The organism is Bacillus cereus group sp. RP32 (genome assembly GCF_040459735.1).
GTDB lineage: Bacteria > Bacillota > Bacilli > Bacillales > Bacillaceae_G > Bacillus_A > Bacillus_A wiedmannii.
This window is the reverse complement of the sequence record NZ_JARVHO010000001.1, coordinates 3,279,689-3,300,017: the sequence shown is the minus strand read 5'-3', so window position 1 is coordinate 3,300,017 and position 20,329 is coordinate 3,279,689. Positions and strand designations below refer to the sequence as shown.

Genomic DNA, 20,329 nt, shown 5'->3' with positions numbered 1-20,329 from the left:
GACATGGAGGAAAACAATAATAACTTAGGGAAAAAAGTCGCTATATCAGTAATGTCAGTAGCTTTACTAGGAACGTCAGGATATCTTGTGTATGACAAAGGCTTTAGGACAGCAGGAAAAGAACCAGTAAAACTAGCAAGTAATACAGAAGAGAAAAAAGATGATCGTATTACAGGGGGCGATTTACAATCTATGTTCCCAAATTTAGTCGCTGATCCTGCAAAAAAAGATGAAAAACCCGGCGAAAAACCAACTATTAATTTAGCAGATTTAATTGGAAATAATAAATCACCAATTACACCAGTAACGTATAAACCTGATGAAGTATCGGTGGAAAAGAAAGATCCACAAATCAAATTATCAGATGCACCAACTCCGCAAAAGCTAGATTTGCCAACTAATATAGTAGGACCTGTGGCAGAACCGGGTAAGGTGAATGATAATAAACAGCAACTTAATGGGCAAGAAGGAGATGGGCAAAAACCAAATCCGAATTCAGATTTAAAGCCAGATCCAAACCCAAGTCCAAATCCAGAACCGAAACCAGATCCAAACCCAAGTCCAAATCCAGATCCGAAACCAGATCCAAACCCAAGTCCAAATCCAGAACCGAAACCAGATCCGAAACCAGATCTGAAACCAGATCCGAAACCAGATCCGGATCCGAATCCGAAACCAGATCCAAAACCAGAACCAAAACCAGATCCAACACAACCAACAATTAAAATATCACCAAAAACGGGTGATATTTTAGTTGAGTGGTACGCTGGAAATGGACAATACTACTCATCTGTTTTCTTTAATGATTTTTATACAAATCAAAAAGAACCAGATCAAAATGTATTAAATAATTTAACGAACTACGATAGCAAAAAGGAAGATTGGACGCTTGTTAGCCAATTGAATACACCATCAAAATCGAAATCGATAGCTGAACATAAGTTAGCATTAGATAATTTAGATCAAATTCGCTCGAGTGGTGAATATTCAAATGAGAGAGCATTATTCTATTTACGTAATCAAATCAATGTGTTAAATGAATCGGTTACCACACAAGAAGAGTTACAAAAGTATTTAAGTGAAAATAAGAAAGATTACATTAAATTAGTAGCAAAAAATGTTTATGAAGCAGCAACAAAAGAACAAAAAAATTGGTTAAATACAGGGGATGTAGCATCTTTAGAACAAGCATTAAGTAAATTTTATTTAGTCACGTCTGTATTTGAAAGTGTAGATCCTACATTAGTAGAAAAAGCGAATCAAGATGTAGAAGATATTTTCAACGAACTATTAGAAAAAGAATTAAAGAACCTTAATATCCAAACATCAGTAGTGATGTCTACAACTGAAATAAAAGAAAATGCAAGCCCAGTGAAAGAAGATACTAGCAGTAATGAAGGAAAAGCAGTGAAAGAAGATACTAGCAGTAATGAAGGAAAAGCAGTGAAAGAAGTTACTAGCAGTAATGAAGGAAAAGTAGTTAAAGAAGAAAATGTAAGTGAAAATGAGGCAACAGCTACATCAAGTGAGAAAAATCTAAAAGATTCAATAACTGAAGGTGCCACAAATAACGATAAAACAAATAATATAGATTCAAGTAATCAAAAGGAACAGGTGAAATCTGATCCGGTTGATCGAGCGATTGATGAAATTGAAACATATGTAATTCCAGCGAATCCACATTATGAAAATGCTTTACTATTAGCAAATCAGTATATTGACGGGGCAACAGGTCAACAAAGAGAAAAATTAGAAAAGCAATTTGGTGCGGCCGTAGAGGGACTTCGTGGACAAATAAAAGATCCTAGTTTTTCAGTGGAAGATGCTATAAAGAAAGCAAATTTATTAGCAAATACGGTAAGGGTAGAAAAATCCGTTCAAGATGAATCTCATAAGTTATTAATGCCGCTTATGTTTGAAAGAAAAGCAAACGAAGCTGCAAATAAAGGAGAATACTATACAGCGGTATTAAATATTGCAAATGCAATTCGTACAAAGCATCCATTAGAACGTTCAAGAGAAGAAATGGTTAATTATGCGAGTAAATTATGGGTAAATACAGAAAATGAATGGAATGAAATGAATGGAACGACAGGATGGCAAAGTGAAGTAGGTAAAACCGTATTACCATCATACACATTACTTGCACAGTTAAAAGATATTGATAAAACGATTGGACAAATTAGCGGTATGAGTATGATTGATAGTGCATCAAAAAAAATGGAGGGAATTCAACTTATTCAATTAGCGAGTGATGAAGCAAATAAAAAAGAGCAAACGAGCCTTTATAACGCTTTACATTATTATGGTCAAGCAGCCTCTCGTGGTGTTGTTGAAAAAACAGGGTTTTCTAATGTTGCTAGTCTTGTAATCGAAGAAGTAAAACAGTTAGAAAAAACTCAATATAAGGCTGCATTAAACAACTATCAAATTTTATATAAAACACCAGGAATTGAAGAATTAGGAATTAAAGATGGGATAAAAGCGAAAATTGAGTATTTGAGTACATTTGAAGCTGCAAATGTAAGCGGGAATAAAGATACGATTGAAGATTTAGCTTCAGCAGTTGAATTAACTTATCATTCTATGGAACTAGGATATCCAGAAGAAGATGCAAAAGAATGGATGAATACGGTAGCAGTAAAAATGTTTAATAAAGGTGCAGGGTACATGTCGTCAAATGACACGAATAATGCATATAAATGTTTTGAATTTTTAACTCGTGAAAAATATGCAAATGCTATTAATGGAGAAATAACTAAACAAGCAAAAGAGAATGTAGAAAAAATTAAAGCAATGAACGTTCAAAAATAACTAGATTTAAATTTCGCATAAGGAGTAAATATTAATGAGTTTAGTAGAAATTTGAATTCTACTAAACTCATTAATTATTCATTAAAGTCACACTTTGCATAATAAAGAATTTGAAAGGTGGAAAAAAGATGATTAGCAATTTAAAAAGGGAAGCATTATCCTCATTGAAAGGCCGATGGGGATTAGGGGTAGGTTCAACGTTTCTTAATTACCTCATTCCCGCAGCAAGTATGTATTTCATTGGTATAGTAGTATTTCTAATTTTTGGTTTGTTCATAGACGTTTTAGGACCTGAGAACCTTGTATATTATTCATATGGCGAACCTCAAATTAATTTTGGAGTTATTTTATCTCAAATTATTATATGGGCTATTATTTTTATTCTTTATATTGTTGTACAAAGTGTTATGAGTTACGGCTATTATACAATCACATTAGGTTTAGCGAAAAATGAATCTACCACAATTGGTGATTTATTTGCTGGTTTCAATTCAAATAATATATTTAGAGCTATGAAACTAGGTATCTTACAAACAATATTTATTAGCTTATGGAGTCTTTTGTTCATTGTTCCAGGTATTATTAAATTTTTCTCTTATTCTATGGCTTACTACATTATGTTAGAGGATCCAGAATGTACAGCAAGTGAAGCAATTAAAAAAAGTAAAGTGATGATGAAAGGACATAAGTTAGATTTATTTATCACTTGGTTAAGTTTCATTGGTTGGTTTATTTTAGGTTCATTGGTGGGAATATTTACACTAAATCTCCCATACCTTTGGATTTCTCCATATTATACTACTACAGTATCGCATTTCTACTTAAATCTAGTGGATAGAACTAATAATACAAAAGAAGTAACAGTTATCTAGGAAATGATGATTCTTTAGGTTGATGGTGATGTGGTACTAACCCAATTATATCAGTTACGAATCCCTGCACATTGTGTGGGGATTTTTTCATAAAAAAAACTCTTACCATTAGGTGTCCAAAAGTTTAGTATTTTAATTCTAAATTTTCACTTTTAGAAATCGAACCTATTGTGTATTCATCTCCGCCATAAAGTGAAAAAATTTCTACTAATATTGAGTAGAACTTTTTTATGTTTATTTTCGATAGAAAAGCAGTTAGTTTCCGATCTAAAATCAAAATATAAGCAATTTTTTAAGTAAAAGAAAGCCTAGTATAGCTATCTGTGAGAAACAGAAGTAATTAAAAAGCTTATTAAAGTTTGTAAAAGTTCATCAAGGCAGTCTATACTTTCTTTTTCATACACATCATTTCTAGTAGCCATTCTATATAAGGTATCTAATAAGATGTGGGGAATGAATAAACATGAGATAGACTCCTCAGTCCTTCCTCTCAGAGAAGAGTATCTAACCTTAATATCACTATACAGATGCCAAACTATTAAGATGTTAGGTAATCTCTATAGTGAAAAATACGAAAAGGCTATGGAGTCCGAGTTCGTTGGTGGCGGTACTGTTTTTTAGTGTGGATGTTAAGGGAAGCACTAAAGGAAGAGAACAAGTACAAGGAAATGGTTAAGAAGTATGGCAATATGTATCATTAATAACCTTGGGTAGCCTAGTAGGCTACCTCTTTTAGCTTTATCCCCAAAAAAGAAGACTAGGAGAATGTTTTTATCTCGGTGTCATCTATTTGTACATTTATTAGTATTGATTAAAATTGCTTACCTTGAGGAGACAGAGTCTTCGAGCTTTAAGAGTATAAAAAATATTCTTCTACCTAATTAAATTTTTGTGGTAAAATATTCTATATAAAAATTTAAAAGGGGAAAGGCTTATGGATTTAATAAAAATTACTCCAGAGCGTTTGGAGCAGTCTGCTAAGTTGGTACAAGATATAAGACAAACTTTAGACAATATGCACAAAGATCTTTATAATCAAACAGAATACATAGCGTCTCAGTGGACAGGTGCAACAAGTCAAAATTTCTATCAAATGTTTAATGAAGCTAAACCAAAGATTTTTGAAGTTAATAATCTATTGGATAAAATTTCAGAAGAACTCAAACATTCTGCTAAGAAATTCCGTGAAGCAGACCAAATGGATTATATGTTAGCAAAAGCAAAATCTCAAAATGATGTGGAGTATTTGCAAGGGAAAGCAGAATGGAAAGAAGGAGACCGATTTGGTGGGACGTTAGAGGGAGCAGTGGTAGAAGCAAAGAATAGTGTAGGGACAAATGGGGATTTGACAATGAAAGCCTTATCTGGGAAAGTAGATTTAAATATTCCTTTTTCTTTAGATACTGCTAAAGATGATTTATTTGCAGGGAATATTATTGGTGGAAAGATAGAGGGGTCAGTTTTAGAAAACGAATATAGCACAAAAGTTCCTATATTTACCCCTACAGGTTTTGAAATGAAGGATATTAAAATTACTCAAAAGTTTGGTGAAGGAAACTTTGCGTATGGTGTGGATGAATATACACTAAAAAATGCAGCGGAAGTTACTACTAATAAATATGAAGTAGAGATGGACCTTTTTCATATCCCAGAATTTGTTCCTTTTATAGGAGATAAAGATGTCGTCGTAAAAGGGGAATTGGGTTTGGGAACATTTGGCTATGACTTTAAATTAGGAAAAGAAACGGGATTATATGTTGGAGATGGTTATGGACTAGGTGGTACCATTAAATTTGAGGATTAAGAGAGGAGCGTTTTATATGCAACCATTTAAGGCTGGAAAATATATTACATATGTCGCAATTGCTATATTTCTTGTAGTCGCTATTATGTCTCCTTATGAATTACCTAAAAAGATTGGCTTTATTATAGCTGTTCTTATTTTAGGAGCATGTGCACTTGGTACTAATAAACTTTACGAACGGATGTATAGTAAATTTAAAAATAAATAATGTATAACATAAGAGGGGGAATAAATAAATGAAACTTTTACCAATCGGATCAGTAGTGAAACTAGAAGGTGTAGAACCAATCATTATGATTATTGGAAGAATGATTGTATCAGCAGATAAACGTGATTTTGATTATGTGGGTGTTCCTTACCCAGTTGGCTATCTAGGTGATGAAAAAGTATTGTGTTTTAATCATGATAAGATTGTAGAGGAAATGCATAGAGGGTATATGACTGAGAGTGAATTAGTTCTACGTGAGAAATTAGTAGAAATGTAAATTATTTGGAAAATACATATAGATTTTAAAAATACGATAGGGGAAACAAAATGGGAAAGATAATGAGAACCATTGTAATCATAGGCATACTTGTTCCTCCAGTGCTGCTGTGGAGTGCACCTGATATTCCTCTAAATAATAAACTTCTGTTTACAGGTTTACAACTAACTGTAGGATTCATCGCAGTAGTAGCGTTAGAGGTTATATTTAGAAATCGAAAAAAGAAGAGGGCAAAATAGATATAAATTGTATAGAATGGCAGATAAGAATATTAGTAGTTAATCTTCTCAATTAAAGAAACTAACAAAAGCAGGGAGAAATCCTTGCTTTATTTTTGTACAAAAATAACAAGTAGAATATTATTAAATTAGGATATTTGAGGGTAGAGGTTACAAAACTTTTTCCTCCTTAAAGTCTTTCATAGCAGACTTAAGTAGTATTTTCATATCAGTCCTTTGTTAGTTTATAGAAACAAAAAAGAGGACTACTCCTGAGCCAGCTGATTGTCTATGAAAGGCAACAAGTGTTTTTGCTTTTGTAGTAATACTAAATAGAAAAAATCATAAATAAGAAAATCACCATTTTGATTTTTGTGAACAATGGGGTTTTTATAGTATGTTGTGAATTTTTTTAATAAACTTTCTTTTCAAGGGATACATGGGAGTTCTTTTTTTATTCTTTTTCTTCGCTAAAACACTTAATAAAAGCGAGTTCTCCATATAGTCTATATCTTTTTCTAATACACTTTGCATTCCAGATAGCATCATATATACAGCTAAAATAACAATAGTGAAAAGTAAAACTGGACCAAATGCTGCCCATGGTAAAACGGATAAAAATTGATGATTACGACCAAGTAAAATAAGTGTGCCAGCAACGTTAAATAAAATGGTTTGAAATAGTGCTAAATGCAGTAATAAAACTAAAGTTTGCAGTATTTGTTGATTAATCCAAATGAAAATTTTTGGCGTAAGAAAGGGTTTTAAATGGATCTTACAAATGTGAAAAAAACCACGTCTTAATGTTTTAGAGCTTGTCACAAATTCATTTTGTAGTAATAAACGAATTTCATTAATGAAAAGCTGTACTAAATTAGGTACACCAATAAAAATTAAAACTGAAATCATATAAGAAAGCCAAAAATGTTCTTCATCTGGAGATACAAACATTACAAGTGATAATAAAAAAACAACCATTTTTTAAAAGTGACATAACGTTTGAATCTCCTTATATTTTTATTGTAAATATTTTCTATAAATCTATATAACACTCCTTTTCGACAAAAAAATTAATATACACCTTGACAGTTACAGATATAACCGATATAATTCATATTAATTTAAAAAGAAAATATATTCTAAATATTAAAATGTGTTGAATAGGAGTAGTAAGGTCATGTATTTGTACAGAGAGCTATGGGTTGGTGTGACATAGTCAAATGACATCCTGAACTCGCCTAGGAGCAGTAAGGTGGAACGGAATCACATTCTTAGTAAATCTTAACGGTTAACCTTCGATATTAGGTTTGTAATCAAACGATTACTACTAAGGTGGATTCATAATGGAATCAATAAGGGTGGTACCGCGTTAAGTAAATGGCTTAGCGTCTCTTTATATAGAGACGTTGAGCCATTTTTTTATTTTATGGAAATAGAAATGGAGGGTTTATTCGGATTGGTTTATAAAATTTAATTATTTATATAAAGTAATTTAACTAGGAGGAAAATAAGATGAAACAGACGGAGCAATGGACTTCGAAATTAGGTTTTATAATGGCTGCAGCAGGATCAGCAATTGGACTTGGCGCAATATGGAAGTTTCCTTATATCGCTGGGAAGAGTGGGGGAGGGGCATTCTTTTTAATCTTTATATTATTTACTGTATTAATTGGACTACCACTACTTATAGCTGAATTTATGATTGGGCGCAGTACACAGAAACAAGCAGTTGGAGCATTTAAAAGTATCGCACCTAATACAGGATGGCACTGGATTGGACGCCTTGGCGTTGGAACATGTTTTATACTACTTTCGTTTTATAGTGTTGTAGGTGGATGGGTGTTAATTTATTTATTCAGAGGAGTAACGGGACAACTTATTACTCCGGGACAAAATTATGGAGCGTTATTTACTGAAACAATTGGAAATCCCGCTTGGGCGATTATGGGACATTTCGCTTTTATGTTCATTACGATTTGGGTTGTATCAAAGGGTGTACAAAATGGAATTGAAAAAGCAAGTAAATATATGTTGCCAGCATTGTTTGTTTTATTTGTTGCTCTTATTATTCGTTCATTAACACTTGATAATGCAATACAAGGTGTGAAGTTTTTCTTACAACCAGATTTTTCAAAGATTACTTCAGAAAGTATTTTATTCGCGATGGGACAATCATTTTTTGCGATTAGTATCGGGATTTCGATTATGGTTACCTATAGCTCGTATTTAAATAAAAAAGAAAGTTTACCAAAATCAGCAGTTACAATTGTTGGATTGAATTTATTTGTTTCATTATTTGCAGGTCTTGCTATCTTTCCGGCCGTATTTTCATTAGGAATGGAGCCGACAGAAGGACCTGGATTACTATTTATCGTATTACCATCTGTATTTAGTCAAATTCCATTCGGTGGTTTATTCTTAACAGTATTTCTTGCACTATTTACATTTGCGACATTAACATCAGCATTTTCACTATTAGAGACAGTTGTTTCAGCATTAGCAAATGGTGAACAAGAAAAGAGAACGAAATTATCATGGATGATCGGTTTCGGCATTTTCTTAGTAGGTATACCATCAGCGTTATCATTTGGAATATGGAGTGATATTACGATTTTTGGAAAGAATATTTTTGATGCAGTAGACTTCTTATCTAGTAATATATTAATGCCGCTTGGAGCACTATTTATTAGTATTTTCGTTTCATTCAAAATGGAGAAGAAGGTACTAGAAGCAGAGTTTTTTGTAGGTGGTAATTATGGAAAGAAAATATTTACTTGTTGGGCGTTTTTACTTCGATTTGTAGCACCACTTGCAATAATCGTTGTCTTTTTAAATGTAATAGGGATTATTTAACAGAAAATGTTATAATATTCAGTAAAAAAAGAAGGTGATGATTATAAAGACGAATTTGATAGAAGTAGGGAAACACATGAACATTAGAGGGAAAAAGCTATACGTTGAAACGCATGGAAATCCTAAAAATAAACCGGTCTTATACTTGCATGGTGGACCAGGAGAAAGTTGCTATGATTTTTCATTTTATCAAGCGGAACGTTTAAAAGATTCTTTATATGTAATAATGATAGATCAAAGAGGTGTTTGTCGCTCAGAAGAAATTACTGAGGACGAAGCTTTTGGATTAAATGATTTGATTGAAGACTGTGAGGAACTAAAAAAAGTATTACAAATTGAGAAATGGTCTGTCATTGGACATTCTTTCGGTGGATATGTAGCATTGTTATATGCGTCGATATATCCAAGTTCAATAGAGAAAATCATATTTGAAGCGCCAACTTTCGATTTTGCATTAACAAGTAGAGCTTTGTTACAAAAGACAGCGGATTTATTAAAAAAGTATGGAAAAGAAGAAGTAGCAAAAGTGTGTTTAGTTTATTTATCTAGCAATGCTAGTTCAGAAGAGTTGTTAGAAGCTTATATAAGACTAAGTGATGAACTAGAAGAAAAAAGAATGGAGATTTACAATTATAAGGAAGATGTGACAGACGAGAGTTTGTATAGTGATGAAGAGTGGGAAGTATGTTCAAATCGCTCCAAAATTCATTTTGATAGATTAAAAGTAGAAGGAGCAGTTCATACTTCATTATTACAAAAAATAAAAAATATACAAAATCCAATGTTATTAATTGTAGGAAAACATGATGTAGTAACGTGTGAAAAACAAATTGAAACATTTAATAAAGATGCTCAAAATGGGGATTATATTGTATTTGAAGAGAGTGGTCATACACCGCATTATGAAGAAGCAGATCGATTTGCTGAAATAGTCATTCAGTTTTTGAAATAAAGTAGAAAAGGAGCTTCGTGTAATGCGAAGCTCCTTTTCTTACATTTTGGGATAAGTAATTGTTATGTTAGGCCATTTGTTTTGCCAGTTCTTTTTAGTAACTCTAACATTGTACATATGTAATCGTTCTTTTGTTTCAAGAAAATGAGCTGTTGGTCTCACTTGTAAGGAAAGAACATCTTCAATACCGCATGGGGCTGTTAATATAACTTTGTTTTTTTCGTCTAATGTAACCCCTAAAGCGGTTGCTGTTTCAGGAAATTTAGAAATAGCATCAACAGAAGAAGAATACGGTGGCATATTATTCACCACATGCATACGAGCTTGATTCTTTACCGACCAAGGGATAGTAGCATCCATATTCATTAATTTTATTCCTAATGATTGTTCGTATATCTCATCTTTATGTAGACTATTATAATAAATTACATCAACATCAGGCATAGTTGTTCTAGCTTCATAGTTATGTAAAGTATCCCAAATTTTAGAGCGAACAAATCCGGCGCAAATCCACCAATCAGGTAACTCTAGTGATTTTGCCATTTGTAATACGTTCATCATCCATTCGTCGTTTTCTATTAAGCGAATTATATCTTGCTCTGTTTGTATAGTCATTTGTTATCCCACCTACTATTTTTATAGAGGACTAATTCATCAGTTTAATAATCCATGTGATCCAGTAAGCACCTGGTATGAATAATAGTTGTGCTAATAATGTACCGAAAAGTCTAGAAATCATTAGCCAACCATACATTTTACTCATTGCTTCTGCACCTTCTTCTGATTGAAGAGCTCGCTCTGTTAAAAGAGCGATACGTGGATCAAGCAGCACTGTTAATAAAATAGTAGCAAACCCATTAATAAGGCCAGAAGCTGTAGTAGCTTTTGTTGCGTAATCTGGAAGTAAAAAGGAAGCGTATAGGGCTGAAAGAACACCAGCTGTATAAATAGCAGTAGCAAACATGTTAATAAGCATAATACGTTTTGGAATACCACCAATGCGTAGTCTATGAATCATTTCTAATTTTGGGAAGCGTACATATTTTTTTGTGTACTTTAATTTTTGAATGTTATTTGTTCTCATCATTCGAATGAAAGAACCGTCTGTTTCAAAGTTTTGAATGACATATCCAAATAGTTTGGTTAAAGTTGGATATAGTATAATCGCAATCAATGTACCGACAGAGGCGGATAATAGAACGAGCCGTATAATATGTTCTAAATTAATGGATGCGTCTCGTTTTGCCTCATCGACAAACCCACTGATTAAAAAGGCTTGTAGCATGTTAGATGTTCTTGAAATAAGTAACACCATGCCTACGACAGACAAAGCAACAGCAATTCTCTTTAAACGCACTCCAGCTAATCGAATACTATAAGAGCTTGTTTCAACCGCATGAATAACAATTGTGAAAGCCATTATAACAATTAACGTAATTGACATTAGATTCACCAGTTTCTATTAAAATAATTGTAACTTTTTTACTTTATCATATGTATTACATTTTGTAACTGAAAGTATGTGACATAGAAGAAAAAATTTCGAAAAGATAAATAATGATAGTATAGTAAAAGGTGGCCATGAAAAAGCCTTCCATATAATATGTAAAGTAAATAGGAGCGGGGGATTAAATGTGTATACAACATTTCTATTTGATTTAGATGGAACATTGACGGATCCGAAAGAAGGAATTGTAAATTCAGTATTGTATGCATTAAAAAAGCTTGGAATTGAAGAATTACATGTAAATGAGTTAGACTCATTTATCGGTCCGCCCATCCAACAATCATTCGTAGAGAGGTACAATATGAATGAAGGGCAAGTTGAAAGAGCTGTTTTTTATTTCAGAGAGTATGTAAAGCAACGTGGATTGTTAGAAAATAATGTGTACGATGGTATTCCAAATCTTTTAAAACAATTAAAAGATACCGGAAATCGTTTATTTATAGCAACTTCCAAGCCTACTATATTTGCTGAACAAGTACTAGATCATTTTCAACTAACGAATTATTTCGAAAGTATCATTGGAAGTAACTTAGATGGTACGAGAATAAAAAAAGAAGAAATCATTGCTCATATTTTACAAACAAATGAAGATTTTAATAAAGAAGAGATTGTTATGATTGGAGATAGAAAACACGATATAATCGGTGCGAATTATAATGGAATTTCCTCAATAGGCGTTTTATATGGCTATGGTAGTGAAACAGAATTGACTGAAGTTGGTGCGACTTATATAGTAAATGATGTAAAAGAACTACAGCATTTTTGTGCAGAAAATAGTTTGGTAAAGAAGTAAATATAGAGACTAACAATCCCTTTATAACGTATGACGATGAAATCGTTTATCCCGCGTTAACGGACAGTAAAACTCCCACCTCAAAATTCAGTTGGAGCAAAGAAGTTAGGTGGGAGATTAACTGTCCGTAAACGTCCGATTGGTTCAACTAATAATCAGTGGGGGATGAACAAAACCCCCACTGATTAAAGTTTCACTTTATGTTTAAAGGGATTTTTCATATGTAATCGAATACTTATAATTAGACATTTTTAGCATGAAAAATTTGTATGAATAAGAGGAGGGATGTCAAAATCAAAAGATTAGTAGAATTATATTTATAAAAGTTTGAATTTTCTGTTTAAATGGAGGGGTATAATTGGAGCTAGTTATTATATTATTAGCACTTAGTTTACTAATGTTTGTAGCATATAGAGGGTTTTCTGTTATTTTATTTGCACCGATTTTTGCTTTATTTGCCGTATTTTTGACAGAACCTAGTTTTGTATTACCTTTCTTTTCGAATATCTTTATGGAGAAAATGGTAGGTTTTATTAAACTATATTTTCCTGTATTTTTACTTGGTGCAATATTTGGTAAAGTAGTAGAAATGTCAGGAATTGCGGACTCGATTGCAAAAACAATTATAGAGTTAGTTGGTGAAAAACGTACGATTTTAGCGATTGTATTAATGGGTGCTATTTTAACGTATAGTGGTGTTAGTGTGTATGTAGTAGTGTTTGCTGTATATCCGTTCGCAGCTAAGTTGTTTCGCCAAGCGAATATTCCAAAGCGTTTAATCCCTGGAACAATTGTTCTTGGAGCAGTTACGTTTACAATGGATGCGCTACCTGGATCACCACAAATTCAAAATGTAATACCTACAACCTTTTTTAAAACGGACATTTATGCTGCGCCGATACTTGGTATTGTAGGGGCAATTTTTGTACTCACGTTAGGTTTACTATATTTAGAGAGTAGACGTAAGAAGGCGAAGGTAGCAGGAGAAGGGTATTTTGGTTTTAACGATGGGAATACTGAAATGGCAGCTTCTTTGCAAGTAGAACAAAAAGATATGCCGATGCTTAAAAGTATTGAAATTACAAGAGTACAGCAAGTGATTGCTTTTATACCACTTATTTTAGTAGGTGTAATGAATAAAGTTTTTACTATTATGATACCGAAGTGGTATCCGAATGGTTTTGATTTTTCTGCAATTGGTATGAAAGCATTTGGAAAAGTAGAATTAAGTGCAGTAGTTGGAATTTGGTCAGTAGAATTAGCACTTATTATAGGTATTGTAACAACGTTATTATTATATTGGAAACGAGTAGTAACAGGATTTCAAGCTGGATTGAATACAAGTATTGGTGGAGCGTTACTTGCAACGATGAATACAGGTGCTGAGTTTGGATTCGGTGGGGTAATTGCAGCACTTCCAGGTTTCGCGATTATGAGAGACGGCATTTCTGCCACATTCACGAATCCTTTAGTGAATGGAGCAGTAACGACGAATATTTTAGCTGGAATTACAGGCTCTGCATCAGGAGGAATGGGAATTGTTTTAAGTGCGATGGGAGATAAGTTTATTGCAGCGGCCAATCAATTTGATATTCCATTAGAAGTAATGCATCGTATCGTGTCAATGGCATCGGGAGGAATGGATACATTACCACATAACGGGGCTATTATTACTATTCTTACAGTCACAGGTTTAACACATAAACAGTCGTATAAAGATATTTTTGCTATTACAATTTTGAAAACGGTTGCTGTATTTTTAGTAATTGCATTCTATACTGCAACAGGAATTTATTAAGTCGATATTTTATAAACTAAAACATTAATTAGGGTAAGAAGGGGTGGGGTACTTGCAAGAAGTTGCTGAGTTTCGTATGCCGAAGTCCGTATTATATGGAAGAAATTCGCTAGAAAAGCTGGGGGAACAATCTAAGAAGTTGGGGAAAAGAGCGTTTATAGTTACGGATACAATTATGGAGAATTTAGGATATGTTGAGAGGTGTATACAACAATTAAATACGAAAGGTATTACTGTTATTACATATAATAAAGTAAATGCTGAGCCTACAAATATACACGTGTTAGAAGCGTTAACTATTTGCAAAGAAGGAAAGTGTGATTTTATTATTGGTATTGGTGGTGGAAGTTGTATTGATGCAGCGAAAGCAGTTGCGGTGTTATATACAAATGGTGGAGAAGTGGAAGATTATGTCCAAAAAGATATGGAAATAGACAACGATCCGCTACCACTAATTGCAATCCCAACAACTTCTGGTACTGGATCGGAAGTAACAAGTGTAGCAGTAATTACGAATAAACGAACAGATGTAAAAATGATGATGAAGCATCCAAATTTCACACCGCAAGTAGCGATTATTGACCCAATTTTAACGCGTTCGGTACCACCTCATATTACAGCAGCAACAGGGATAGATGCATTATGTCATGCAGTCGAGGCATATATTTCTAAAGTTTCACAATCGCTTACCGATGTACTTGCACTTTCCGCTATTGAAAGTATTATGAAATATTTACGTATTGCATATGAAGATAGAGAGAATATGGAGGCAAGAGAAGCGATGATGATTGCTTCTTTACAAGCTGGAATCGCATTTTCAAATGCATCTGTTACGTTAGTTCATGGAATGTCAAGGCCGGTAGGAGCGTTATTTCATGTACCACATGGTATATCGAATGCAATACTATTACCTACAGTTTTACAATATACAAAAGTTAGTGCAGTAAAAAGACTAGCGGAAATTGGACGTTGTATAAATAAAGATTTGTATTCCTATTGTGATGAAGAAGTAGCCGACTACACGCTGGGAGAAATAAAAAAACTTTGTTTTGATCTTCGTATTCCAAATTTAAAAGAATACGGAATTGGTGAGGTTGAATTTGAAAAAGCTATTTCTAAAATGGCATCAGATGCAATTGAAAGTGGAAGTCCAGCAAATAATCCACGTGTGCCATCATACGATGAAATTAAACAGTTGTATCGAGAATGTTTTCATTATCAATATGAAGATTCTATAAAAACATCCGGTAATTAATTTCGGAATATTCTTATAAAATTTCCTTGGAAATAGTTAAAACAAGACTTTATATTATAAACGTAAAGTCTTGTTTTATTATGTATAATATACATAATAAAATGTTGTGATTAGTTTTGAAAAACAGTATAAGGTGGGTGTTGTGTAATGAAAACAATAGGTTTAATTGGTGGTATGAGTTGGGAATCAACTTCTGAATACTATCGAATCATAAATGAAGAAATAAAAGAGAGGTTGGGAGGGTTACACTCAGCAAAATGTATGATTAATAGTGTGGACTTTGAAGAGATTGAGCGATTCCAGTCTAACGGAAATTGGAATGGAGCGGGAGAAGTATTAGGGAATGCAGCATATTCGTTACAGAGGGGAGGAGCAGATTTTATAATTATTTGCACAAATACAATGCATAAAGTAGTTGAGAAAATAAAGGAGAATATTCATATTCCAGTCTTACATATCGCTGATGCAACTGCGAAAGAAATTAAAAGGAAAGGTATTCAAAAGGTTGGTTTACTTGGAACTAAATATACAATGGAGCAAGATTTTTATAAGTTACGCATAGAAGAGAATCATATAAAAGTAATGGTTCCATCAGAAAAGGATAGAGATAAAATAAATGAAGTAATATATATAGAATTGTGTTTAGGAAAGATAACATCCCAATCTAGAGAGTATTATAAAAGAGTTATAGAAGATCTAGTAAAAGAAGGGGCACAAGGAATCATATTAGGTTGTACAGAAATAGGGTTATTAATAAAACAGGAAGACGTATCCATTCCGATATTCGATACAACTCATATACATGCAGTTGAAGCAGTTAATTTCGCTTTACAAAATAGATTATAATTATATTATGTAACCTAGTTCGAGTTTGTGGAAAACATTCAGAAAATATTTTATAATGTAAGTGGTTACAATCGAGGGGGAATGCGTATGTTTTCAGTTCAACCAATCGCATTTGTACATAATGAAAGAAAGGAAATAAAAGATGATGAGTGGGGAGAAGTAAGATCCTGTATTACTTTAATTGAAATGTATACAGAGGAAAGTATACAAGGGATTGAAGATTTTTCTCATATTGAAGTTGTTTTTTATTTTCATAAAGTAACTGATGAACAAATTCAACATTTTGCTAGAAATCCTAGAAATAATAATGATTATCCTAAAGTAGGCATTTTTGCACAGCGCGGGAAAAATCGTCCGAATCGCATAGGAGCAACAATTGTAAAGGTGATCAAAAGAGAAGGTAAATCAATTATTGTTGAGGGGTTAGATGCTATTGATGGCACACCTATATTGGATATAAAGCCGATAATGAAAGAGTTTATGCCGAAAGAAGAAATTGTACAGCCTAAATGGGCAACGGATATAATGAGACAGTATTGGAAGGGGAATGGAGTAAAATGAGAATATATGAGGCAACAATTGCAGATTTAGATGGACTAGCATCAGTTTTTAATAACTATCGTATGTTTTATAGACAAGATTCCGATGTAGAAGGAGCAAAAGTATTTTTGCGAAGTCGAATCGAGAGAAAAGAATCTGTTATTTTCGTGGCAGTTGAAGATGGTGAATATGTTGGATTCACGCAATTATATCCATCATTTTCTTCCATTTCGATGAAAGAATTATGGATTTTAAATGATTTATTTGTACAAGCAACTAAGCGCGGGGCAGGAACAGGTAAAAAATTATTAGAAGCTGCTAAAGAATTTGCATTAGAAAATGGTGCAAAAGGTGTAAAATTACAAACGGAGATTGATAATTTATCAGCACAGCGATTATATGCTGAAAATGGTTATTTGAGAGATAATCGTTATTTTCACTATGAATTAACGTTTTAAAAAAATATAAGATTAAAAGAGACGTTTTCATTGTGAAAACGTCTCTTTTAATTTGTATTATAGTTGATTTAAAATCCAATTTGTAGCATCTTCAAAGTTTTCTGCAATGTAGTTTGGTTCAATATGTGCCCATTTATCTCGGTACGTATGTAAAGCATCATATCCAGCGCCTGTTCGAACTAATATCGTTGTCGTATGTACTGTTGCTCCTGCAACGATATCAGTCCAGCGATCACCAATTACAGCGCATTTTGTTAAATCAAGCCCGTGTTTTTCAGCCGCTTGCAGCAGCATACCTGTACTTGGTTTACGGCATTCACAACCATCACCGTGTTTATGAGGACATACGTATATATCATCAAAACCGAAGGCTTCTAATTCTTGTACAAAATCAGCTACAGTCGCTATCCCATCTGCGATACCTGGTTGATTTGTGAAAGAGAAAATTTTTATATTTTGAGCTTTTAGTTTTTGCAGAGCTGCTTTTGTGAAAGGAAATAATGTAAAAGAGCCTGGATAATGTATTGTAGTGTCACCGCCAATTGTACCGTCACGATCAATAAAAATAGCTTCGATGTTTGTCATAGTTTTAGTCCTTTCCATTTATAAGTAGTTTAAAAATGTTTTACAAATCGATATCCATTTACTTCATATCCTAATTTTTTGTAAAAAGGATGTGCTTCTACTCTTTTTGTTCCACTGACTAGCCATGTGCCGATACAATTATGTGTCTTTGCTAATTGTTCTGCATAATCCATTAATACTTGTCCAATGCCTTTCCGTCGTATTGTAGAATCAACGCTAATAATTGAAATCTCCCCATAACGAGTTATATCTTCTAAATTTTCACGTATACGAAACCCAAGTAATCCACATATGGTTTCTTCTTCCTCATAAACATATAAAAAATCAAAGGGACTCATTTGTACGAATTGCAATCGGTTGTTCATATCTTCATAGGAAATAGAAGAACCTTTTAATTCTTTCGCTAAAGAACAAAGTGCATCTATATCGTCTATTGTAGCTTCGCGAATTTGAAAAGACATATAATCCACTCCAATAAAATGTAATCAAACATTAAATATTCTGTTAAAAAGTATGTATTCCTGCTATGAAAATAAATATTTTATAATGATATATAGATAGTTATATGTTATTATTTTTCTTGATTGTATTGGAAATGGAAAGAAGGGGAATGTATGTTAGACGTGAATATTCGCTCTGCCGGATATGATATAGGGGAAAAGATAATTCATGATATTGCCTTTTCAATTGAAAAAGGTGAATTAGTTGCACTTATTGGTGCGAATGGTGCTGGGAAGAGTACGACGATTAAAACGATGCTCGGTTTACTTGTAAATATGAATGGTGAAATATCATTTGGTGAAAAGAAAAATCCTTATGCATACGTGCCGGAACACCCGACATATTATGATTATTTGACGCTTTGGGAACATATCGAACTATTAATGGCTGCTCGCGAGAACGAAGTAGGAAGCTGGGAAAGAAAAGCAGAAGAGTTATTACATATGTTTCGAATGGATAAACATAAACATGAGTATTTATCAAAGTTTTCAAAAGGTATGAAACAAAAATCGATGCTCATTTTGGCATTTTTAACTGAACCAGATTTTTATATCATTGATGAACCTTTTATCGGTTTAGATCCAGTAGCTACGAAAGAGTTTTTAAGTTATTTATATAAAGAAAAAGAACGTGGCGCAGGTATTTTACTTTGTACGCACGTATTAGACACAGCTGAAAGAATTTGTGAGAGATTTTTACTCATTTCACAAGGTACATTAGTCGCAGATGGAAATCTAGAATCTATCCAAGCGTTAGCAGAAATGCCAGGGAGTTCATTATTAGACTGCTTTGATGTAATAGTAAGGCGTGAACAGCATGATTAAACAACAATTTTATAAAAGATTGCGCCATGAACTGGGGCGTAAATGGAAGTCCATACGTTCTATAACTGATTGGACGGTTGCACTATATATTATTATTCCTGCACTTATATTTATAGGGATTTATTATCGTTCACTATGGATGGAAGAATTATCGATGGGAGAGACAGTTTATTTTGGGTTAGGTTTATTCGCATTTTATGTGATTACATATTCGAGAGGAGTTCGTTCATTTTTTGAACAAGCGGACAGTTTATTTTTAATTTCGTATCCCGCTCACATGCAAAAGTTAATCCAGTATGGCATGACATATACGTTCATTCGAATAGCGATAACGAATGTAATAGTAATAGTTGCTATGTTACCAGTGTTGATGAAAAGTATCGGAGTGACGAAAATACAAGTCGTATTATTTTGGCTATTTTTTACTGTATTTCGATTTCTGTTGTCGTTATTAACGAGATTTATTCATGTACGTGTGGGGAAACGATGGCTACTATGGATTATAAAAAATGTAATGTTTTCTATAAGTTTAACCTTTTTTGGAGTGAGTCTGTTTCTTATTTATACAAATCCATTTTATTCTATACTAAGTATCGGTCTAGCAGCTTTTATAATTATCGGGTTGATAAAAGAAAAATTGAATTATAAAAATTGCTTTTTTAAAGAAGTTGAGAAAGAGAAAGAAGAAAGTATGCGCTGGACAAGTGGGATTATGCAAGTTGGTGGTCATACAGCTAAACCGAGTAGTTCGAATAAAAAACCGTGGATGTTTCCACGTTCTAAAAAGTTTTTAGGGAAGAAAAAGGAATCTCGTATTGTTGAATCCTTTTTAAAAGAATTTTTCCGTACAAGTAGTGCACGAATATTTTATATTCAAATTGTATGTATAAGCACCGTCAGTATTATTATGAGTCCGAGGTGGATTGCAGCTATTATTCTTGCATTTGCTTTAGTTGGAATTTCTCGTTATGCGCGCGATTATTGGAATGAATTTACGAAAAAAATGTTTCTCCATCTATATTGTGATGAAGGAAAATTATTATTGTTAAGATGGAAGGCAGATCGCTATTTATTACTTCCAGTACTGCTTTTGTATGGAATAGTTGTACTTTCTCATTTTTATTTATTACTAGCTGTAATTGCCGGGATTCTTTTTATAGTATGGATTGGTTGGATTGTATTTTTACCATAGAAAAAGAGCCGAAAAATGGCTCTTTTTTTAAT

The 20,329-nt window shown here is 33.0% G+C and carries 21 protein-coding genes and 1 other annotated feature; of the genes, 16 read left to right on the top strand and 5 right to left on the bottom strand.

The genetic code is table 11. The annotated features are described in order from the left end of the window. Positions 1 to 3: 3 nt before the first annotated feature. The 6 genes from QCI46_RS16995 (at position 4) to QCI46_RS16970 (ending at position 6,214) form a co-directional block, all read left to right on the top strand. Complete coding sequence (locus tag QCI46_RS16995) at positions 4 to 2,814, top strand: ring-infected erythrocyte surface antigen domain-containing protein (protein WP_353840953.1); 2,811 nt, start codon at positions 4 to 6, stop codon at positions 2,812 to 2,814. 128 nt (positions 2,815 to 2,942) lie between these two features. After that, positions 2,943 to 3,686 carry a DUF975 family protein gene (locus tag QCI46_RS16990; RefSeq protein WP_088058541.1) on the top strand — a complete coding sequence of 248 codons (744 nt, stop codon included), beginning with the start codon at positions 2,943 to 2,945 and terminating at the stop codon, positions 3,684 to 3,686. 934 nt (positions 3,687 to 4,620) lie between these two features. After that, positions 4,621 to 5,490 (top strand): WXG100 family type VII secretion target, encoded by an 870-nt coding sequence (locus tag QCI46_RS16985; RefSeq protein WP_002118909.1) that lies wholly within the window; start codon positions 4,621 to 4,623, stop codon positions 5,488 to 5,490. A 16-nt stretch (positions 5,491 to 5,506) separates the two neighbouring features. Continuing rightward, positions 5,507 to 5,698, top strand: coding sequence for a hypothetical protein (locus QCI46_RS16980; RefSeq protein WP_002075027.1), 192 nt, complete (start codon positions 5,507 to 5,509; stop codon positions 5,696 to 5,698). A 28-nt stretch (positions 5,699 to 5,726) separates the two neighbouring features. Continuing rightward, a complete protein-coding gene (locus tag QCI46_RS16975; protein ID WP_002031668.1) occupies positions 5,727 to 5,975 on the top strand; it encodes a DUF4176 domain-containing protein in 249 nt (82 codons plus the stop codon). 50 nt (positions 5,976 to 6,025) lie between these two features. Beyond that, positions 6,026 to 6,214 (top strand): hypothetical protein, encoded by a 189-nt coding sequence (locus QCI46_RS16970; RefSeq protein ID WP_002118913.1) that lies wholly within the window; start codon positions 6,026 to 6,028, stop codon positions 6,212 to 6,214. Between the two features lie 369 nt (positions 6,215 to 6,583). Here the strand turns inward: QCI46_RS16970 and QCI46_RS16965 are convergent, their stop codons facing one another. Beyond that, positions 6,584 to 7,171: a hypothetical protein gene (locus tag QCI46_RS16965; RefSeq protein WP_353840952.1), complete on the bottom strand. Its 588-nt coding sequence runs from the start codon at positions 7,169 to 7,171 to the stop codon at positions 6,584 to 6,586. A 169-nt stretch (positions 7,172 to 7,340) separates the two neighbouring features. Then, positions 7,341 to 7,589, top strand: a binding site (T-box leader). 116 nt (positions 7,590 to 7,705) lie between these two features. Here QCI46_RS16965 and QCI46_RS16960 point away from each other — a divergent pair. Both QCI46_RS16960 and QCI46_RS16955 read left to right on the top strand, forming a co-directional pair. After that, positions 7,706 to 9,046, top strand: coding sequence for a sodium-dependent transporter (locus QCI46_RS16960; RefSeq protein ID WP_353840951.1), 1,341 nt, complete (start codon positions 7,706 to 7,708; stop codon positions 9,044 to 9,046). 37 nt (positions 9,047 to 9,083) lie between these two features. Then, positions 9,084 to 9,998 carry an alpha/beta fold hydrolase gene (locus QCI46_RS16955; protein ID WP_353840950.1) on the top strand — a complete coding sequence of 305 codons (915 nt, stop codon included), beginning with the start codon at positions 9,084 to 9,086 and terminating at the stop codon, positions 9,996 to 9,998. Positions 9,999 to 10,037: 39 nt separating this feature from the next. Here the strand turns inward: QCI46_RS16955 and QCI46_RS16950 are convergent, their stop codons facing one another. Both QCI46_RS16950 and QCI46_RS16945 read right to left on the bottom strand, forming a co-directional pair. Beyond that, the gene (locus QCI46_RS16950; RefSeq protein WP_353840949.1) at positions 10,038 to 10,613 is read right to left on the bottom strand and encodes a nucleotidyltransferase family protein; all 576 of its coding nucleotides are present in this window, start codon (positions 10,611 to 10,613) and stop codon (positions 10,038 to 10,040) included. Positions 10,614 to 10,644: 31 nt separating this feature from the next. Then, positions 10,645 to 11,442 carry a lipid II flippase Amj family protein gene (locus tag QCI46_RS16945; protein WP_000028920.1) on the bottom strand — a complete coding sequence of 266 codons (798 nt, stop codon included), beginning with the start codon at positions 11,440 to 11,442 and terminating at the stop codon, positions 10,645 to 10,647. Between the two features lie 190 nt (positions 11,443 to 11,632). Here QCI46_RS16945 and QCI46_RS16940 point away from each other — a divergent pair, with 190 nt between their 5' ends. The 6 genes from QCI46_RS16940 to QCI46_RS16915 all read left to right on the top strand — a co-directional run bounded on the left by QCI46_RS16940 (position 11,633) and on the right by QCI46_RS16915 (position 17,195). Next, entirely contained in the window at positions 11,633 to 12,298 is a 666-nt protein-coding gene (locus QCI46_RS16940; RefSeq protein ID WP_353840948.1) for an HAD family hydrolase, read from the top strand. Between the two features lie 358 nt (positions 12,299 to 12,656). Continuing rightward, complete coding sequence (locus QCI46_RS16935; protein WP_098274913.1) at positions 12,657 to 14,096, top strand: GntP family permease; 1,440 nt, start codon at positions 12,657 to 12,659, stop codon at positions 14,094 to 14,096. 52 nt (positions 14,097 to 14,148) lie between these two features. Beyond that, entirely contained in the window at positions 14,149 to 15,351 is a 1,203-nt protein-coding gene (gene eutG, locus QCI46_RS16930) for an alcohol dehydrogenase EutG (protein WP_353840947.1), read from the top strand. Positions 15,352 to 15,498: 147 nt separating this feature from the next. Continuing rightward, entirely contained in the window at positions 15,499 to 16,197 is a 699-nt protein-coding gene (locus QCI46_RS16925; RefSeq protein ID WP_098103306.1) for an aspartate/glutamate racemase family protein, read from the top strand. Positions 16,198 to 16,284: 87 nt separating this feature from the next. After that, positions 16,285 to 16,758: a tRNA (N6-threonylcarbamoyladenosine(37)-N6)-methyltransferase TrmO gene (gene tsaA, locus QCI46_RS16920; RefSeq protein WP_353840946.1), complete on the top strand. Its 474-nt coding sequence runs from the start codon at positions 16,285 to 16,287 to the stop codon at positions 16,756 to 16,758. Continuing rightward, positions 16,755 to 17,195 (top strand): GNAT family N-acetyltransferase, encoded by a 441-nt coding sequence (locus QCI46_RS16915; RefSeq protein ID WP_353840945.1) that lies wholly within the window; start codon positions 16,755 to 16,757, stop codon positions 17,193 to 17,195. Before tsaA ends, QCI46_RS16915 begins: the two co-directional genes overlap by 4 nt. Positions 17,196 to 17,252: 57 nt before the next feature. On the opposite strand, the gene QCI46_RS16910 is transcribed toward QCI46_RS16915, so the two are convergent. Next, a complete protein-coding gene (locus QCI46_RS16910; RefSeq protein ID WP_353840944.1) occupies positions 17,253 to 17,780 on the bottom strand; it encodes an HAD-IIIA family hydrolase in 528 nt (175 codons plus the stop codon). Positions 17,781 to 17,809: 29 nt separating this feature from the next. Continuing rightward, positions 17,810 to 18,241: a GNAT family N-acetyltransferase gene (locus tag QCI46_RS16905; protein ID WP_098095938.1), complete on the bottom strand. Its 432-nt coding sequence runs from the start codon at positions 18,239 to 18,241 to the stop codon at positions 17,810 to 17,812. Positions 18,242 to 18,394: 153 nt separating this feature from the next. Here QCI46_RS16905 and QCI46_RS16900 point away from each other — a divergent pair, with 153 nt between their 5' ends. Then, entirely contained in the window at positions 18,395 to 19,105 is a 711-nt protein-coding gene (locus tag QCI46_RS16900) for an ABC transporter ATP-binding protein (RefSeq protein ID WP_353840943.1), read from the top strand. Then, on the top strand, positions 19,098 to 20,297 hold the full coding sequence (locus QCI46_RS16895) for an ABC transporter permease (RefSeq protein WP_353840942.1): 1,200 nt from the start codon (positions 19,098 to 19,100) through the stop codon (positions 20,295 to 20,297). Before QCI46_RS16900 ends, QCI46_RS16895 begins: the two co-directional genes overlap by 8 nt. Positions 20,298 to 20,329: the final 32 nt, after the last annotated feature.

Excerpts from the sequence above, each read along its gene's own strand:
- QCI46_RS16900 (WP_353840943.1), top strand. The coding sequence starts at position 18,395 with ATGTTAGACGTGAATATTCGCTCTGCCGGATATGATATAGGGGAAAAG.
- QCI46_RS16925 (WP_098103306.1), top strand. The coding sequence starts at position 15,499 with ATGAAAACAATAGGTTTAATTGGTGGTATGAGTTGGGAATCAACTTCT.
- QCI46_RS16910 (WP_353840944.1), bottom strand. The coding sequence starts at position 17,780 with ATGACAAACATCGAAGCTATTTTTATTGATCGTGACGGTACAATTGGC.
- tsaA (WP_353840946.1), top strand. The coding sequence starts at position 16,285 with ATGTTTTCAGTTCAACCAATCGCATTTGTACATAATGAAAGAAAGGAA.
- QCI46_RS16990 (WP_088058541.1), top strand. The coding sequence starts at position 2,943 with ATGATTAGCAATTTAAAAAGGGAAGCATTATCCTCATTGAAAGGCCGA.
- QCI46_RS16945 (WP_000028920.1), bottom strand. The coding sequence starts at position 11,442 with ATGTCAATTACGTTAATTGTTATAATGGCTTTCACAATTGTTATTCAT.
- QCI46_RS16970 (WP_002118913.1), top strand. The coding sequence starts at position 6,026 with ATGGGAAAGATAATGAGAACCATTGTAATCATAGGCATACTTGTTCCT.
- QCI46_RS16965 (WP_353840952.1), bottom strand. The coding sequence starts at position 7,171 with ATGGTTGTTTTTTTATTATCACTTGTAATGTTTGTATCTCCAGATGAA.
- QCI46_RS16915 (WP_353840945.1), top strand. The coding sequence starts at position 16,755 with ATGAGAATATATGAGGCAACAATTGCAGATTTAGATGGACTAGCATCA.
- QCI46_RS16975 (WP_002031668.1), top strand. The coding sequence starts at position 5,727 with ATGAAACTTTTACCAATCGGATCAGTAGTGAAACTAGAAGGTGTAGAA.
- QCI46_RS16895 (WP_353840942.1), top strand. The coding sequence starts at position 19,098 with ATGATTAAACAACAATTTTATAAAAGATTGCGCCATGAACTGGGGCGT.
- QCI46_RS16980 (WP_002075027.1), top strand. The coding sequence starts at position 5,507 with ATGCAACCATTTAAGGCTGGAAAATATATTACATATGTCGCAATTGCT.
- QCI46_RS16960 (WP_353840951.1), top strand. The coding sequence starts at position 7,706 with ATGAAACAGACGGAGCAATGGACTTCGAAATTAGGTTTTATAATGGCT.
- QCI46_RS16985 (WP_002118909.1), top strand. The coding sequence starts at position 4,621 with ATGGATTTAATAAAAATTACTCCAGAGCGTTTGGAGCAGTCTGCTAAG.
- QCI46_RS16995 (WP_353840953.1), top strand. The coding sequence starts at position 4 with ATGGAGGAAAACAATAATAACTTAGGGAAAAAAGTCGCTATATCAGTA.
- QCI46_RS16905 (WP_098095938.1), bottom strand. The coding sequence starts at position 18,241 with ATGTCTTTTCAAATTCGCGAAGCTACAATAGACGATATAGATGCACTT.
- QCI46_RS16950 (WP_353840949.1), bottom strand. The coding sequence starts at position 10,613 with ATGACTATACAAACAGAGCAAGATATAATTCGCTTAATAGAAAACGAC.
- QCI46_RS16955 (WP_353840950.1), top strand. The coding sequence starts at position 9,084 with ATGATTATAAAGACGAATTTGATAGAAGTAGGGAAACACATGAACATT.